20 protein-coding genes and 1 pseudogene are annotated in these 16045 nt (G+C 37.3%); 12 read left to right on the top strand and 9 right to left on the bottom strand.

Annotation, left to right across the window (positions count from 1 at the left end):
* The 5 genes from PKC21_08855 to deoC form a co-directional block, all read right to left on the bottom strand.
* Positions 1-1299, bottom strand: coding sequence for an NAD(P)/FAD-dependent oxidoreductase (locus PKC21_08855; protein ID HMR25448.1), 1299 nt, complete (start codon positions 1297-1299; stop codon positions 1-3).
* Positions 1300-1443: 144 nt separating this feature from the next.
* On the bottom strand, positions 1444-1830 hold the full coding sequence (locus PKC21_08850; GenBank protein HMR25447.1) for a RidA family protein: 387 nt from the start codon (positions 1828-1830) through the stop codon (positions 1444-1446).
* A gap of 40 nt (positions 1831-1870) precedes the next feature.
* Complete coding sequence (hpt, locus tag PKC21_08845; GenBank protein HMR25446.1) at positions 1871-2401, bottom strand: hypoxanthine phosphoribosyltransferase; 531 nt, start codon at positions 2399-2401, stop codon at positions 1871-1873.
* Positions 2398-3228: a purine-nucleoside phosphorylase gene (locus PKC21_08840; GenBank protein HMR25445.1), complete on the bottom strand. Its 831-nt coding sequence runs from the start codon at positions 3226-3228 to the stop codon at positions 2398-2400. Before PKC21_08840 ends, hpt begins: the two co-directional genes overlap by 4 nt.
* 1 nt (position 3229) lies before the next feature.
* Entirely contained in the window at positions 3230-4048 is an 819-nt protein-coding gene (gene deoC, locus PKC21_08835; GenBank protein ID HMR25444.1) for a deoxyribose-phosphate aldolase, read from the bottom strand.
* Between deoC and PKC21_08830 the strand changes: the two genes are divergently transcribed.
* From PKC21_08830 to PKC21_08820, 3 genes are all read left to right on the top strand, one after another.
* Positions 4040-5533, top strand: a complete 1494-nt coding sequence (locus PKC21_08830) for a VCBS repeat-containing protein (protein ID HMR25443.1) — start codon at positions 4040-4042, stop codon at positions 5531-5533. The two genes, deoC and PKC21_08830, sit on opposite strands and share 9 nt — an antisense overlap.
* A 31-nt stretch (positions 5534-5564) precedes the next feature.
* The gene (locus PKC21_08825) at positions 5565-5807 is read left to right on the top strand and encodes a BolA family protein (protein HMR25442.1); all 243 of its coding nucleotides are present in this window, start codon (positions 5565-5567) and stop codon (positions 5805-5807) included.
* 77 nt (positions 5808-5884) lie between these two features.
* Positions 5885-6694 (top strand): hypothetical protein, encoded by an 810-nt coding sequence (locus PKC21_08820; GenBank protein ID HMR25441.1) that lies wholly within the window; start codon positions 5885-5887, stop codon positions 6692-6694.
* A gap of 27 nt (positions 6695-6721) precedes the next feature.
* Here the strand turns inward: PKC21_08820 and PKC21_08815 are convergent, their stop codons facing one another.
* From PKC21_08815 to PKC21_08800, 4 genes are read right to left on the bottom strand one after another with little or no spacing between them, the layout of a single operon-like run.
* On the bottom strand, positions 6722-7663 hold the full coding sequence (locus tag PKC21_08815) for an NDP-sugar synthase (GenBank protein ID HMR25440.1): 942 nt from the start codon (positions 7661-7663) through the stop codon (positions 6722-6724).
* Entirely contained in the window at positions 7660-8739 is a 1080-nt protein-coding gene (locus tag PKC21_08810; protein HMR25439.1) for a phosphotransferase, read from the bottom strand. The genes PKC21_08815 and PKC21_08810 overlap by 4 nt, the downstream gene beginning before the upstream one ends.
* Before the next feature lie 52 nt (positions 8740-8791).
* A complete protein-coding gene (locus PKC21_08805; protein ID HMR25438.1) occupies positions 8792-9250 on the bottom strand; it encodes a hypothetical protein in 459 nt (152 codons plus the stop codon).
* Between the two features lie 27 nt (positions 9251-9277).
* Entirely contained in the window at positions 9278-10060 is a 783-nt protein-coding gene (locus tag PKC21_08800; GenBank protein ID HMR25437.1) for a hypothetical protein, read from the bottom strand.
* A gap of 353 nt (positions 10061-10413) precedes the next feature.
* Between PKC21_08800 and ffh the strand changes: the two genes are divergently transcribed.
* From ffh to PKC21_08755, 9 genes and pseudogenes are all read left to right on the top strand, one after another.
* Complete coding sequence (gene ffh / locus PKC21_08795) at positions 10414-11757, top strand: signal recognition particle protein (GenBank protein HMR25436.1); 1344 nt, start codon at positions 10414-10416, stop codon at positions 11755-11757.
* Between the two features lie 67 nt (positions 11758-11824).
* Positions 11825-12055, top strand: coding sequence for a 30S ribosomal protein S16 (gene rpsP, locus PKC21_08790; protein ID HMR25435.1), 231 nt, complete (start codon positions 11825-11827; stop codon positions 12053-12055).
* Positions 12056-12058: 3 nt separating this feature from the next.
* Positions 12059-12292, top strand: a complete 234-nt coding sequence (locus PKC21_08785) for a KH domain-containing protein (protein ID HMR25434.1) — start codon at positions 12059-12061, stop codon at positions 12290-12292.
* Complete coding sequence (gene rimM / locus PKC21_08780) at positions 12276-12827, top strand: ribosome maturation factor RimM (protein HMR25433.1); 552 nt, start codon at positions 12276-12278, stop codon at positions 12825-12827. The genes PKC21_08785 and rimM overlap by 17 nt, the downstream gene beginning before the upstream one ends.
* A complete protein-coding gene (trmD, locus tag PKC21_08775) occupies positions 12817-13509 on the top strand; it encodes a tRNA (guanosine(37)-N1)-methyltransferase TrmD (protein HMR25432.1) in 693 nt (230 codons plus the stop codon). Before rimM ends, trmD begins: the two co-directional genes overlap by 11 nt.
* Before the next feature lie 202 nt (positions 13510-13711).
* Positions 13712-14047 (top strand): annotated as a pseudogene (gene rplS, locus PKC21_08770) (50S ribosomal protein L19).
* A 326-nt stretch (positions 14048-14373) separates the two neighbouring features.
* Positions 14374-14655, top strand: coding sequence for a cell division protein ZapA (locus tag PKC21_08765; GenBank protein HMR25431.1), 282 nt, complete (start codon positions 14374-14376; stop codon positions 14653-14655).
* Positions 14655-15230 (top strand): 5-formyltetrahydrofolate cyclo-ligase, encoded by a 576-nt coding sequence (locus tag PKC21_08760; GenBank protein ID HMR25430.1) that lies wholly within the window; start codon positions 14655-14657, stop codon positions 15228-15230. Before PKC21_08765 ends, PKC21_08760 begins: the two co-directional genes overlap by 1 nt.
* Before the next feature lie 19 nt (positions 15231-15249).
* The gene (locus PKC21_08755; protein HMR25429.1) at positions 15250-16038 is read left to right on the top strand and encodes a TIGR00282 family metallophosphoesterase; all 789 of its coding nucleotides are present in this window, start codon (positions 15250-15252) and stop codon (positions 16036-16038) included.
* Positions 16039-16045 lie beyond the last annotated feature (7 nt).

Here is a 16045-nt window from a genome sequence, read left to right as displayed (position 1 = left end):
TCAAATGTTTAATGTTTTTGATTGTTTTGTTTCTGAGTTGTTTGTATTTGGTTCAGCTTGGCTGACAATCAAGCGGGCGCTTTTTTCATAAGAGAAATAAGCCCATGCCCATTGAAAAAAAACTATCAATCGATTACGAAAACTCATCAGTTGAAAAATGTGTATCCAGGCCCATAGCCACCAGGCTAAAAATCCTTTTAATTGATAACCCGCAACTTCGGCAATGGCATCTTTTCTGCCAATGGTGGCCATTTGACCACGGTTTTTATAAACAAAAGGTTTGAGAGGAGGAAGATTTTGTAATTGTCCTAGAATATGTTGGGCTACATACTTCCCTTGTGCCATAGCCACGGGTGCCAATGCCGGTAAAGGCTTGTTATCAGGTCCAGTAAAGTTGGCGGCATCACCGATGACATAAATATTTTCGTAATTGGGCAGGGTTAAATCCGGATTAACCTTAAGTCGGCCACTTTTATCTGCATCTGCTTTGAGCCAGTTGGACAATTGCGGCACTTGCACACCGGCGGCCCAGATAACGGTTTTAGAAGCCAGGCTAGCATTGGGTGTTTCAATGCCTTCTGAAGAAATATTTTTTACAGCGGTATTGACTTTTACCTCAACGCCTAAGCCTTCAAGGGTCTTTTGCGCGTGATGACTGAGGTTTTCAGAGTACATGGATAAGATACGGGAACCTGCTTCAAATAGTAGGATGCTAGCATCTTTTGGACTGATATTTTTAAATTCTTTTTTTAAAGCAAACCTGGATAACTCGGCAATAGCTCCAGCAATTTCTACACCGGTTGGGCCACCACCAACAACACAAAAAGTAAGTAAAGCTTTTTTCTGGATGGGATCAGGAGTAGATTCAGCTTGTTCAAAGCAGGTTAAAATTTTGGTACGAATGTTGGTGGCATCAGGAATGGTTCTCAGTGAAGGTGACCACTTTGCCCAATCGTCATGGCCAAAGTAACTGTAGGCTGATCCAGTGGCAAGGACAAGATAGTCATAAGCAATTGTTCCATTGCTGGTTTCAAGCACTTTTTTTGTAGGGTCAACGCCGGTCATACGTGTCATTTCTATGCGTGTGTTGCGTTGTTTACCAATGATATGTCTTATGGGGACAGAGATATCAGCAGGAGATAAGCCGGCAGTTGCAACTTGATATAAAAGAGGAATAAACAGGTGATAATTGTTTTTATCAATAACATGGATATTGGCATCCGCTTTGGCTAAATGCTTAGCAACAGCTATCCCCGCAAAACCGGCACCAACAATAACCACATTTTTTTTACGGTCCACAGCGTATCCATACCTTATACTAGAATGCTTTAATAGAAATTTAGGCTTAGATTTTAAATTATACAATTAAGAAAGCATGACATACCTAGAAACGGTAAGCTCTTTAGGCTTACCGTTTCTATACATCAATAAAAGAAATAAACCTTATGCTTGTTTATGGGCAATAGCTTCAATTTCAACCAAAACATTTTTAGGCAGAGCTCTTACTGCAACAGTAGAACGTGCAGGTTTAACTTGACCTAAATACTCTTCATACACGGCATTGAGTTTAGGAAACTCAGCCATGTCGGTAATGAAAACTGTGGCTTTAATAATATGATTGAATGAACAGCCAGATTGCTCCAGAACGGCTTTGAGGTTTTTAAACACTTGATGTGCTTGTTCTTCAATGGTTTCGCCTACAATCTCACCGGTTTCTGGATGAAGAGGAATTTGTCCTGAGCTAAATACCCAATCACCCAAAGCAATGGCTTGTGAATAGGGACCAATAGCGGCAGGGGCTTTATCTGTGTAAATCACTTGTTTTGACATGTGTTGTTCTCCTTATTGTTAGTTTTTAATTGGTTTTGTTTTAAAGATTAAGTTTGCCTATAAAGGGCAAGTTTCTATATTGTTCAGCAGCATCAAGACCATAGCCCACCACAAAGTGGTCATCAATGGTAAAACCAAGATAGTCAATGTTTACATCTTTTTTTCTTCGACTGGGTTTGGATAATAAACTGCAAAGTTTAATGGAAGCAGGATTTCTCAAACGCAAGGTTTCTAGCAGGGCGCTTAAAGTATTGCCGGTATCAACGATATCTTCAACGATCAGTACATGCTTGTCTCTGATATCAAAAGATAAATCTTGCAGAATTTGTACAACGCCAGAAGATTCTAGGTCATTGCCATAAGAAGAAATACGCATAAAATCAATTCTTATATCATCATCAATGGCTCGAATAAGATCAGAAAAAAAGATAATTGAGCCTTTTAAAATACAGACGCAGATAAGCTCTTGGCCGGCATAATCCTGAGCAATTTTTTGCCCTAGGTCTTGGATTTTTTGTTCAATCTTGTCTTGGGAAATATACGGTTCAATTTTTGAAAAAAATGAGGTCATAAGGGCCTCTCCTCTATCATGTTAATAAGCATTTTGGCTAGTTTTGGTCCAGCGTCGTGGGCTAAGTCAAGGACGTGTTCATGATCAATGAGGTTATCTTTAATTCCAGCTCCATAATTGGTAATCATGGATACACCAAACACCTCAATACCCATATGACGTGCTGCAATCACTTCACTCACGGTAGACATGCCCACAGCATCGCCTCCCCATTGATGAAACATTTTAATTTCTGCGGCTGTCTCAAAGTTAGGGCCCAAGACACCCACATATACGCCGTGATGCAGAGTTAGTCCCAGCTTTTTAGCCTGTTGCATAGCAACTTCACCCCAGGCAGAGCTGTAGGGGTGGGTCATATCAAAGAAACGTGGACCTAAGCTTTCTTCATTTTTTCCAATGGCCGGGCTTATTGCTTGAAAATTAATATGATTGTTGATGAGCATAAAGTCACCCGGATTGTATTTTGGATTCAGTGATCCAGCAGCATTGGTCACAAATAAATGTTTAACACCCATGGCACCCAAGGTTCTGACCGGAAGCACCACTTCTTGCACCGGGCACCCCTCATACAAATGTTTTCTTCCTCTAAGAAAAGCCACTTTTTTGTCTCCAACCTTACAAAAAGCAATGATACCTTTATGACCCTCTACTTTGGGAGCTGTAAAACCTGGAATTTGATCAAAATTAATTTCATGCTGAATGTCCAAGTCTTTTAAGGCTTCACTCATGCCTGAGCCCAAAATGACAGCAACATCCGGAATGAAATCACCACATAGTTTTTTTAAGCTTTGGCGGGCTTCTTGGATTCTCTTTATATCTGCATTCATTTTATTGTACTTCCTTTTTGAGTTGAGAAATCAAGTGTTTTGCCTTACTGGTCCCTAAACGATTGGCTCCCGCTGCAATCAGTGCTTGGGCAAAGGTAATATCACCAATACCACCACTGGCTTTAAGTTTTAAGTTTTCACTGGAGGCCGCATGCATCAAGGCAATATTATCTACACTTGCGCCAGTTTGTGAAAAACCAGTTGAGGTTTTGGCATAATCTATATGAGCCGCATCCAAGAGTGCACATAGCGCAATAATATCAGCGGGTTTAAGATAGCTGGTTTCAATAATAGCTTTTAAGCAAGTTTTAGGGGCAGCTTCTCTGATCTTACCCAGTTGTTCAAATGTGTTTTGGATGGCATGGCTTTCAATAAATTCAGAATAATTGATCACAAAGTCTACCTCATCACAACCCTGGTCAACCAAGGTTTTAATGCTAGCAACTTTGATGGCCGTAGAGCCACTACCAAAAGGAAAATCTGCAACGGAGCAGACGTTTACAGAACTGTTTTCTAAACGTTTTTTGATTAGTGGTACAAAGTAAGGAGGGATACAGACACTGGCACATGAGTATTCTAGAGCAAAATCACATAATTCTTCAACTGTTTGCGAAGAAAAAGGAGGGGAAAGGTAGGTTGCATCTATATAAGAAGCCAATAGAGCTGGTGTTAAATCAGTAAGGTTTGATTTAGATCCGCTTCTTAAATCTGGTAAACCGATGCCTAAATCTTTAATTTTATCTCTTTGAATAGAAATAAATTCTGAGGATATTTTTGCAGCACTGTTTTGCATAACTTGGTAGAATAAAGCATGTCTCATTTTCGACTGCAAATCACAATGATTTTTTTGAATGTTTTTTTTACCTTGGGTGGCTTTTTAGTGCATGCACAAAGCTTTATGCCCCAAGAAAGGCCATTGTTTAATCAATTTAGTTATCCAATAAAAGAACGGATCAGAGCCATTGATGTGGTTGTGGGACAGAAAAAAAGTAATATTTTACTGTTAACCCGGCAAGGAGAATACCCAAATTGGGATTACAGTTTAAGATTATTAGGCTTTGAACAAAAACAGTGGCAAGTGAAGTATCAATACAAGCTTGGTGCAAAAGTTCTGTACTATTCTAGTTTAAATTTGCCCAATAATGAACAAGCGATAGTTTTATGGGATGATCAAGGCATTGTCATGCACAGAACTCAGCAAGGGTCTTGGCAAAACTATCAAATATTGCAATGGCAGAATGAGTTACAAAAACCAACCTTATTTAATCGAAACAATGAACCGGCCTATGTTTCGGTATTGAAAGACCCAAAAAGTCCAAACAACATAAGTTTATTTATGAATCAAAGTTTACATCGTTTTACAATTAATGCAGATACAATTAAACATGAGCTTAATTATCAACCCAAATTACCTTTGTATGTCTCAAGCAGTAGACATAGCTTGCCACTAGAGTTTAAATTTGCTGCCAAACAATCGGTGTATTATCCCAATGTTGCTAAGGGTAAGTATAAAGGCAATGACGCATTATTTTTTTCATGGGTAGATCAAGTGGATATTTTTTCTTGGCAAACGGCTAAACATTTAAAGCATTTTAATTTCAATCAACTGTCTGAGAATGAGAGAGACTCTGGGCAAGCCATGAGTAGTGTTAACATGCTTGACCTTAATGGCGATGAGCATATGGATTATGTTCTTAATATTTCTTTAGGAAGTCCCACGCAAATGCGTTCACGAAGCAGTGTGCATTATGGTCAGGCCAATGGTGAAGTGAATATGAAAGGAGTAAAGTTTAATGCCAATGCCGATAGAGCATCAGGTTTAATTGCCTATGATTTAAATAAGGATAAGCATTATGAATTTGTCAGCGCCTCAGGGCAATTTAATGTGTGGAGTATTTTAAAAGCCTTAACCAAGCGGCAAGTGGACATCACGTTTTCTACCTATGAAGGACAGAAAAAAATGCAGCAGTTTGGACCTGCCATAGCTCAGAAAAAATTGACCTTTGGCTTTAATCTCAATGATTTAAATTTAGAAGGTATTTTGCCCAACATAGAACATGACTTTAACGCTGATGGTTTAAATGATGTATTTTATGCACAGAATAATCGTAAGTTAAGCGTGATTTTACAAAAGAAAGACAAAGAAATGTATTTTGAAAATCAAGTTGTGGGCGATTACGAGGTTAATATTCCTAAGTATCATCGCTTGGGAGACTTTAACGGTGACCAAAAAACCGATATTGTTTTATTCAGCACCAAACCTAAAGAAAATAAAGCCATTACCACCTTAATCAATAATCTTTAACCTTTTGATAGATCATGTTATAGCCGCTACTATGATAACCATTGATCATATTAAAAAAATTTTAGAAGAAAATTTAACCAATGCCAAAGTCATGGTGCATGACATGACGGGCACCAGCGATCATTTTCAAGTGCAAGTGGTATCCAGTGATTTTGCAGGTAAAAATGCTGTGCAAAGGCACCGTATGATTTATGACCTTTTTGGTGCCGATGTAGGCAATGCCATTCACGCCCTTTCAATTAAAGCTTTGACTCCAGAAGAAGTTAACCAGTAGATTTGACGCAAAGCGTTTTTTATGCTATAAGTCAGAAAATTTATATTTACAATTATTTTTGTAAGGGGAAAATCAGTATGTTTACTATCAAAAAAATTGCTTTGTTTACAATTGTATTGAGTGTCATGTTATCTAATCAAGGCTTTGCTAAGATTAATTTTATACATCATAATCAACAATATATTGATTATGTAAAGTCTGGCTTTGATCAAATAAGAGGTAGGTCAGAATTATTTAATAAATTGTATAATCAGGTGGATAATTCAGGTCAGGATGTTTACGTTGTTATTGTAGATCAATACAATGCTGTTTTGTTTGGCTTGCAAGGAAATACTCAAGCAGCAGCGTATCCCTCAGCATACACATTAAAAGAGTTTGGTACAGTTGACCCTCAGTATGCGCAAAACCCTCAAGCTTTGCAATATTTACAGCAGTTACAGAGTATTTCAGGTAATCCTTGGTTGATGGTTAAAACCATAAAAATGCGTGGTACAGATGAAATTTTATATTCTAATATGATTGCCCATGAATTGTTCCATGTATATCAAGATATTATTTCTCCAATTGATATTGATGATGCTTACCGTACGAAACTCAATGAGGTTGAAGCCTATTCATTTGAGTTGGTTTTTAATATTATTGAGAACAACAGTGATCCAGCTTATGTGGCTCTCAATAATATTGGTAATATTATTTATCTAAAAGATCATTTAAAAACAGGTTGCGCTTTGGGAGATCAAGACAGAGTATTGCTTGACGCTGCTTTAAAAGAAATGTGGCAAAAGATAGTATCATTTGGCACAATTTATCAAAGGGTTAACCAAAATACGCGTAGAGATGTGAAGTTTGACGACTTAACAATATTAAGAAATTTCATGCGTAACTAAAATTTTTTATTTACTTAAAGGCATCATTTAAATGCTCTCACCTTGAGCAATGATGCCTCCTTTGAGGACATTTTTGGGGCCGACTGTGTTGTGTCCTGCCAGTACTGTGCCTTTCATAAGTACGCAACCATCTTTTAAAGTGCAGTGGGGGCCAATGAAAATCTCATTCATATCAACATTGTTGCCAATCTTACTACTGGGGTGAACCCAACTTTGGTCATGCTTTTGGTAGTCTTTAAAGTAGTCAGATAGCCATGGGCTGTCTTCAATCAAACGCATACATTGTATATGTGCAGTAGAATAGTAGCGGAGCTCCCCAACATCAATCCAATGGTCTTGGTCATTGACATGGGCAAAAACGGGCAAGTTTTTTTCAATCAATTGTGAGTAAACATCTCGGTTAATACAGAAAAACTCTTTATCCTGTGGCATATGGTTAAAAATTTTCTGATTAAAAATATGAATCCCCGTGAAGTGACCATAAGCGCTGGTTGCAGGATTTTTTTGATGAGGCGTTATCTCAGTGAGCTTTTTGAGTTGGTTGTAACCCACTTTACCATAAGCTTTTTTTGGCGGAGTTAACACCATGGTAGCTAGAGCTTTGTTTTTTTTGTGTTCGTCAATAGCAGCCTTTAAATCTATGGTACTGATAAAATCACAGTTGATAACAACAAAGTCAGAATCTTTTTCAATGAACGGCGCCATATTGGCAATACCGCCACCTGTACCCAAAATAGTTTCTTCAAAAAAAAGTTCAATAGGCAGTTTTTTATCGAGAATAAATTTTTTGAGAACGTTCTTATGATAATGAGTGTTCATAGCAATGTGTTCAATGCCATAGTAATTTAAATAAAATTTTTGAAACTCCAGTAAGGTGCTATCAAAAAAGGGCACCAGTGGTTTAGGTAGCTTGTCAGTTAAAGGTTTCATGCGGGTAGATAAACCCGCAGCTAAAATTAAGGCTTTCATGCTTTATAAAGCTCTTTTCTTTCTAGCAATTGTGCAATAGGATCTTCTAATAAATTTTTGAGCTGCTTTAAGTTTGAATAGCGTTCTAAGGTGTCCTGAATATAAGTTAAACACAAGGGGATATCTTTGAGATAATTGGGATTGCCTTTAACTTGATCAATATAGAAAAATCTACCGGCAGCCTTAAGGTTTCTGTGTGTGGCCACCAAATCAAATTGATATTGAAATTCATCGTAAGAATTATCTTTACTCAGAATTTGGCGTTCAAGCGCACATTGATAAGCATACTGAACCAAGTTATAACGGGTATCCCTAGGAATTTCAAAGTAAGCATCTCTTAGTAAAGATGCAATATCATAGGTCAAAGGAGCCATAAGAGCATCTTGGAAGTCAATGATGGCAAACTGTTCTTCTTTAGGTAAATAAATTAAATTGCGGGCATGATAGTCTCTGTGACAGAGATGTTGCGGATAGTTGGCAAGCTCTATTGAAAGGTGCTCAAAAGTTTTCATCAGTTCTTGGCGATGCGTATCAGAAAGGTTGAGATGAACATCAAGGGCACATTCTACAAAATGTTCAAATTCGCCCAACCATAATTTACGGTCAAAGCATCTGTTTTTGATAAAAGATGTAGAGCTAAGCTGATCTGTGGTCAACGCTAAATCAGCAAGCTGTTCTAAAGCTTTTTGGTAATAAAACATTAGCTTGCTTTTATCTTTAGAAATGAGGTTGAAAAGTAAATCATCCCCTAAGTCTTCTAATAAGATTAATTTTGGGCTGTCATGTTGCGCTAAAATTTTTGGAACTCTTAGCCCGTGCTCATGTAAAAAGTTTTGCACTGCAACAAACTGTTCTGAAGGAGAAAGTTTTTGACTGGCCACAGAAATTTCACCCTGAATGGGACCTTTTTCTTCATAGATCAGCATGAGAATGCTGTTTAACTGATTCTCAAACTTTAGTCTAAAGTACTTTCTATTTGAGGCGTCACCGGGTAGTTGTGATTTACCAGAACATTGTCCAAATTGTTTTGAAAGGTGCCCTAATGAGGCATTGAGATCTTGAGCAATTGGGTTCATGCTGCCCTAGGTATCATAAAGTGCTAAGAGTAAAAATATTTTTAAGTTTTTATTATGGAATACAGTTATTGAGCTCTATGCCAGCAAAGGGACTCCAAGCAGAAAAACCAGTTCTGTTTTCTGCACGTATTTTATATTCAACAAATACCGATGAACTGGGAAGAGCGTCAAAAAAGTGGCGCATACCCATACCAGTTTTTTCTTGTTCAGAACTATCGTAGGTTAGATTTGAAACTTCCGGAAGCATATTATAGTTATGATACAATGAGCGCTGTACTATAAAACGATCTTCACTGTCTGAGTTATCCATCCATCTAACTCTTACGATACAATCTTCACCAGTAGAAAAATCCCATAAATAAGGTAAAGATGGCGTGTTAGGGGCAGCAACAACCGAATTATTCAATGTAAATGATTCTCCATTGGATGAATTGGATTGCCCACAAGAAAAAAGAACAAGGGGTAATATATAAAGAACTAAACTTTTTCTACACATACTAAAATGACGCATACATGAAAAAATAGTTTTTGTAAAGATTTACCCACAATCAAAGCCAGAAGTGTGTTGCCAAGCAGTCCAGCTTGAAACATTTTCTGGATTTTCAGCGCGTATACGATAGTCAACACCAATTAAATAATCTGGCAAAGTCTCGTAAATGATGCGTTCTCCAGTTTCTATGATATCCGTTGTTTCTGGAACATGACTACTGGTTTGGACTTCACTGCTGCCATCCACATAGTAAATGATTTTTTCTATGCTATAAGCCGTTTCATTTTGAGAGTTGTCCATCCACGCCAGTTGGACAACACAGTGTGTACCGTAAGAGTAATCTTCAAGGTTAGTGATAATAGGTTTAGTTGGAGCTTGGGCAAAAGGGTCAAATAGAATAGTAAAGTCTTGTGAATAGCTGGTCAGTTCACCTTGAACAACTTTGATCCGAAAAGTGTATTGTGTACCATGTTCTGCATAGTATTGACTTGAAACAGGATAACTGCTGGAAAGGGCAAGAAAATAATCTTCTTGTGGTCCATAGTAGTAAGTTTTTATGTCAGTAAAATCAGGATCATTGGCACGCTTTCTTTGTATTATGAGAAGGTCTTTGTTTGGGTTATAGTCTGACCAATAAAGATGAATGCCATAAGACCAAGAAAAACTTGTACTATGAATGTTGAACTGGGGTGCGTCTAAAGCGTTTGATGTTTGATTACCATTAAGGATAAACTTTGCTCCATTGAAGGTTTGTGTGTTGCCACAGGCAGCCACTAATGTGAGTAACATTAATAATGAAGAGCGTTTTAAATACGTATAAAATAATTGCATTGTTCCCCCAATAATCTTTATGAAAGGGAATATCACACATTTTTTATGAACAAGTAAAGCGTAAATTAAAAAACCATTTAATATCAGCGTCTTACAATCTTTCTGAAATAATGCTTTGCATTATCTAGTCATTTTTCACTGAATACTTACAAAGTCTATAATTCTGACTCAGATAAATAAGATATGAAGGACTTAATTTGGTTTTGCCAAAACCATATTTGACAATAGAGTGTAAACAATAATATACCATAGCACACTGGATATGAAATGAACTGGCGACCTATTCCGGTTCTAAAGGCTGTTGTTTATTTTACAACGGACTGTGATAAAGTTTTATAAAGGTAAAAAGATTTATGTTTGAAAGTTTACAGGAAAAGCTGTCTTCCACTTTGAAGTCATTGCAAGGTAAAGGCAAGATTTCAGAAAGTAATATTACAGAGGCATTGAAAGAGGTTCGTAAGAGCCTATTAGAAGCTGATGTACAGTATAATGTTGTTCAATCCATTATTGATTCGGTCAAAAAAGAAGTTTTAGGTGATAAAGTTCTTTTGGCTGTTGATCCAGGACAGCAGTTCATTAAATCTGTATATGATGAGTTGCGCAGAGTCTTGGGACAAGATACACCAGAGTTTCCTAAGTTTGGTAGTAAGCCGGTAAAAATCTTAATGATGGGTTTGCAAGGTACCGGTAAAACCACCACCGTGGGTAAGCTTGGGCACTATATTAGAGATGACTTAAATGCTATGCCCTATATGATTCCGGCAGATACTTCCAGACCGGCGGCCATTGACCAACTTAAAGCCATTGGCCAAGAGCATGGCTTTCATGTCTATGATCATAATCAAAGCAATGCCATTGATGTCTGTAAAGACATGCTTAAAAAAATAAAAGGTAAGGAAGTTCCTGGCCAATATTTTATTTTTGATACAGCTGGACGCTTGGCTGTAGACACAGACTTAATGGATGAGCTTAAACAAATTAAAAATATTGTTGAGCCTGATTTGGTCTTGTATGTTCTTGATGCCATGGCGGGGCAGTCTGCATTGGAAACAGCGCAAGAGTTTCAGTCACACGTTGGTTTTGATGGGGTTATTGTTTCAAAGTTAGATGGTGATTCAAGAGGTGGAGCCCTGATCTCTGTTAAACAATCCTTAGAGGTTCCTGTTTATTTTTTGGGAACAGGTGAAAAAGTTGAAAATATTGAGCGCATGCATCCAGACCGAATGGCCTCAAGAATCTTGGGTATGGGTGATATCGTATCTTTGGTTGAAAAAGCGCAAAAGGTAATTGATGAAAAACAAGCGCAAGCTATGGCCAAGAAAATGCGTAAAAATCAGTTCACCATTGAAGATTTTGCTGATCAGATGCGTAACTTGCAAAAAATGGGCGGTATTGATGCCTTGATGGGGATGCTGCCTGGAGCTGCCCAAATAAAGAAAAACTTACCTGTGGGCGTTGAAGAAAAGCAAATGAAGACCATTACGGCCATTATTGACTCTATGACCCCTAAAGAACGAAGAAATCATCAACTGATAGACGGCAGTAGACGCAAAAGAATAGCCAATGGAAGTGGAACGTCTGTACAAGATGTAAACCGCTTTTTAAAGCAATTTTTACAAGCTAAGAAAATGATGAGCAAAATGGGTAAAATGGGGGCCAAAGGCTTCGCTAGATCCAACATGTTTGGTTCACGTTAAAAAAAGCGTAAAAATGATTGAAAAAAGTTTTAGAAAAGGATAATAGGAAGCGCCTTAAGGAGAAATCATGGTAAAAATTAGAATGAGCCGCTATGGCCGTAAGAAAAGTCCATTTTATAGAATCGTTGCTGTTGATGAGCGTAAGCGTCGTGAGAGTGACTATATTGAATTGTTAGGCTTTTATAATCCACAAAGAAAAGAAGAGTTTAAGATTGATAAAGATAGAGTCAACTATTGGATCTCTCAAGGTGCACAAACCTCTGAGACCGTGGCTAAACTTATCAAAAATGCGAGCTAAATTATGTTAAAAGATCTTCTGACAGAAATGATATCCAACCTTGTTGATCATCCTGAGGATGTTTCTATCAATGAGATTGCTGGTGAGCACACACATATCTTTGAATTGCGCGTCAATAAAGAAGATCTTGGTAAAGTGATTGGTAAACAAGGCAGAACCGCCAAAGCCATTCGTACAATTTTAAGTGCTGCCAGTGTCAAAGATAACAAGCGTGCTATGCTTGAAATCCTTGACTGATTCACAGTTTTTATCGGTGTCTCTAACCGAAGAATATATTACTCTTGGAAAAGTAGGGAAGGCCAAGGGCCTTCAGGGCCATTTTTTTGTTGAACTTTATTATGAAGCCTCAGAATTTTTTTCCTATGCAGATTGTGTTTATATTGGAGATCACCTACAGCCATACTCAATTTTATCGGTAAAATTTGAAAAAGATCGTTGGTTGCTTGCGCTAGAGGGTATTAATAATAGAAACCTTGCACAAGCTTTGGTCAACCAAACCATTTATTATCCAAGAAAAGATTTGCCAGAGACCAGTAATGATGAAGTCTATGTTCATGATTTAATTGGACTAAATGTGGTAGATCAAGATGATAATATTTTGGGTAGAGTTCAAGGGCTAATTGAGAGTAAGGCCCATGAAATTTTAAGTATTATAGATTCAGAAACAAATAAAGAGTGGCTGTGTCCTTTTCATGAACAGTATATAGAAGCTGTAGATTTAGATAAAAAGGTTATTTGCTTAAAAAACTGGGAGGAATTGCGTGCAATTTGATGTTGTTACTTTGGTTCCAGAATATATTGAATCTATTCGTCAAAACACATTGTGGCGGCGAGCAGAGGAAAAAGCACTGTTAAAACTTAACTGTCATCAACTTAGGGATTATGGTCTTGGTCCGCAAAAATTGGTGGACGATACCTTGTATGGTGGTGGCCCAGGCATGTTATTGCGTGTAGATGTTTTGGTTAAAGCCTTGGAGAGTATTAAAAAACAGTCAAAGTCTAGGGTTTTATTGGCATCTCCACAAGGCCCCGTTTTAAACCAAGCCAAAGCAGAACAGTTAAGTCAAGATTATGAGCAATTGATATTGATATCAGGGCGTTATGAAGGGGTGGATGAACGTTTTATTGAAGGTTGGGTGGATGAAATGTTTTCCATTGGCGACTATATTTTACCTTCTGGGGATCTGCCCTGTATGGTCATGATGGAAAGTGTCTCACGCTGTATAAAAGGTGTGGTTGGCGATCATAGAAACGTGGCAGAAGACAGCTTTAGCGATCAATTGTTAAAATACCCACAATATACTCGACCTGAAGTGTTTTTGGGCCGAAAAGTGCCAGATATTTTACTTTCAGGCCATCATGAAAAGATTGACCAATGGCGCAAAGATATGGCAAAAAAGAACACTTTGAAAAGACGTCCAGATATGGTAGAAAAGTCGACTACAAAAGAATAGGGCGTTAAAAGCAAAATAAAACCGAACTTTTGAAGAATTGAGGCATATTCTAGGCTTGAGGAGATGAGCTGCCAGAGCGTACTGAAGGTACGTGAGGATAGCGAGTCGACGAACAACTTTGAGTCTGGCCAATTATTCAAAAGTGATAAAGGACTTGCTAAAATACATTAAACAGTCTATGTAGCAGCCGCAGGAGAAAAAAATGACAACAAAAGACATTATCGATAGCTTAAGAGAGAAAAAAGATTTTCCAGAATTTCGTGTTGGCGACACTTTAAAAGTTCACGTTAAAATTAAAGAAGGTGAAAAAGAGAGAGTTCAGGTTTTTGAAGGCGTAGTTATTAAGAAAAAAGGCCGCAATAAAAAAGAAGCCAGCTTTACAGTCAGAAAAGTGTCTTATGGTATTGGTGTTGAGAGAGTTTTTCCTTATGAAAGCGCTAGCTTAGATAAAATTGAACTTGTTAAACAAGGTAAAGTCCGTAGAGCCAAGTTGTTCTATTTGCGCGATTTACAAGGTAGAGCTGCTCAAATTAAAGAAAAAGAAATTATTAAAGAGAAAAGTGCTAATAAAATTAAAGCTCAAAAGCTACGTGGTCAAGCTAAAACTAAAACAAGCAATAAAACAACCAGTGATGAAGCAAATGAGCCTGTTGCTGCAAACGGTAACTAGTTGTTAAGTAAAAGGGGATTTTTTCTCCCCTTCTTGACCAAAAAACGCGGTTTTTGGTCAATGCAAACCCACCCAGGGAAAATTCAGTATAAAAGCTCTTTTCCTTTTTATTAATAAATATGTTTATTAAGGTTAAGTCTCTGTTTTGGAGACTTGACCTTTTTTGTATGATGCATGTACAGTAATGAGCAACTATGAAAGTATCCATTTTAGGTAAACTTTACTCTATAAAATCATCTCATGATTCGGAATTCATGCAGGAGGCAGCGACTTTGTTTGCAGAAAAAATTAATCAACTGCAAAAAAAAATGGGACCTATGTCAGCTGAAAAAATCGCAGTTTTGGCGGGACTAAACTTAGCTGGTGAATTTATTGAATTAAAAAAGAATCATAAAGATAATGCAAAAAAAATAAAAAAAAGAGTTGAACACGTTTTTGAAAAAATAGAAGCCTTAGAGAAAAATCAAAATCAATAATGAAAATTGAAGAAAATAAAGAATATTATAGAAAACAAAGTGTTAAAAAAATCCAAATGCTAAGTGCGAAACAGAAGAGTGACAGTGCTAAGATGCTGTGTGATTTATTTTTTCAGACAATTGATGTAAGTCAAAAAAAAATTAAGGCGGTAGCCTGTTATGCAAGTGATGATAGTGAACTATCCGTTGACTCTATATGTGAAAAATTATTATCCATGGGGATAACAGTTGCTCTTCCACGAATAGAATTAAACAGTATGACTTTTTACTCAGTTAAAGAGATTAATAATTTACAGCGAAGTAGTTATGGCATACGCCAACCTAAAAAAGACACTTTTAATAAAGTCAATGAGTTTGATCTTATGCTAATTCCAGGTCGGGTATTTGATATTTTTGGTAACCGTATTGGTCGTGGTGCAGGGTATTATGATAAGTTTTTAGAACAAAACTCATGTTCAAATAAAGTAGGAATTGCTTTTGATTTTCAAGTTCAGAAAGAAGCTTTGCCCATTGATGTTCATGACATAGTAATGAATAGAGTCATAACTGAAAAAGCAGTGTATGGCACAAATTAGAAATTCTTGGAGAATATAAGTGGAAACAAAGATACTGGTTGTGGGCGACGTTTATGGCCGTCCTGGACGGCAAGCCATTAAAGAAGGATTAAAAATCATCCAAGAGGAGTATGACATTGATTATACCATTGTGAATGGTGAAAATGCAGCTGGTGGAAAAGGTATGACAGAAGAAATTTGTTCTGATTTTTTCAACTGGGGGACAGATGTGATTAGCTCAGGCAATCATGCGCGCTCAAAAAAAGAAATTGATAAAGTTTTAAAAACCAACCCAGCTGTTTTAAGACCCTACAATTACCCAGAAAAAGTTCCTGGTGTTGGTTTACATGTGGGTAAGGCAAAAAACCATCAATCTGTAGCAACTATTAATATTCTCGGTCGTGTAAATATGGCAGAGGTGGCTTGTCCTTTTACCAAAGCTATGGAAGCCATTAAAAAAGCGAAAAAACTGGCTAATATAGTAGTGGTTGATTTTCATGCAGAAGCAACATCAGAAAAAAGAGCCATGGGCTGGTTTCTTAACGGTAAAGTCAGTGCCGTGGTGGGAACGCACACACATGTTCCAACAGCTGATGCAGAAATACTGCCGGGTAAAACAGCCTATATTACCGATCTGGGTATGACCGGGCCTTATAATTCTGTGATAGGTTTAAAAACAGAATTAGCCCTAGAGCGTTTTTTAAATAACAATAGAAAAAAATTTGAAGTGGCCAAAGGCGATGTGCGATTGTGTGGAGTTGTTATCACAGTTGAAGACAGTGGTGTGGCTTTACATATTGAGCAGGTAATAAAAAAGCTAGATCTATAAAATTATT

The sequence above is a fragment of the Oligoflexia bacterium genome, assembly GCA_035326705.1.
Taxonomy (GTDB): Bacteria; Bdellovibrionota_G; JALEGL01; order JALEGL01; family JALEGL01; genus JALEGL01.
Note: the sequence above shows the minus strand (reverse complement) of the source record. Positions and strands in the feature narration are given on the sequence as shown.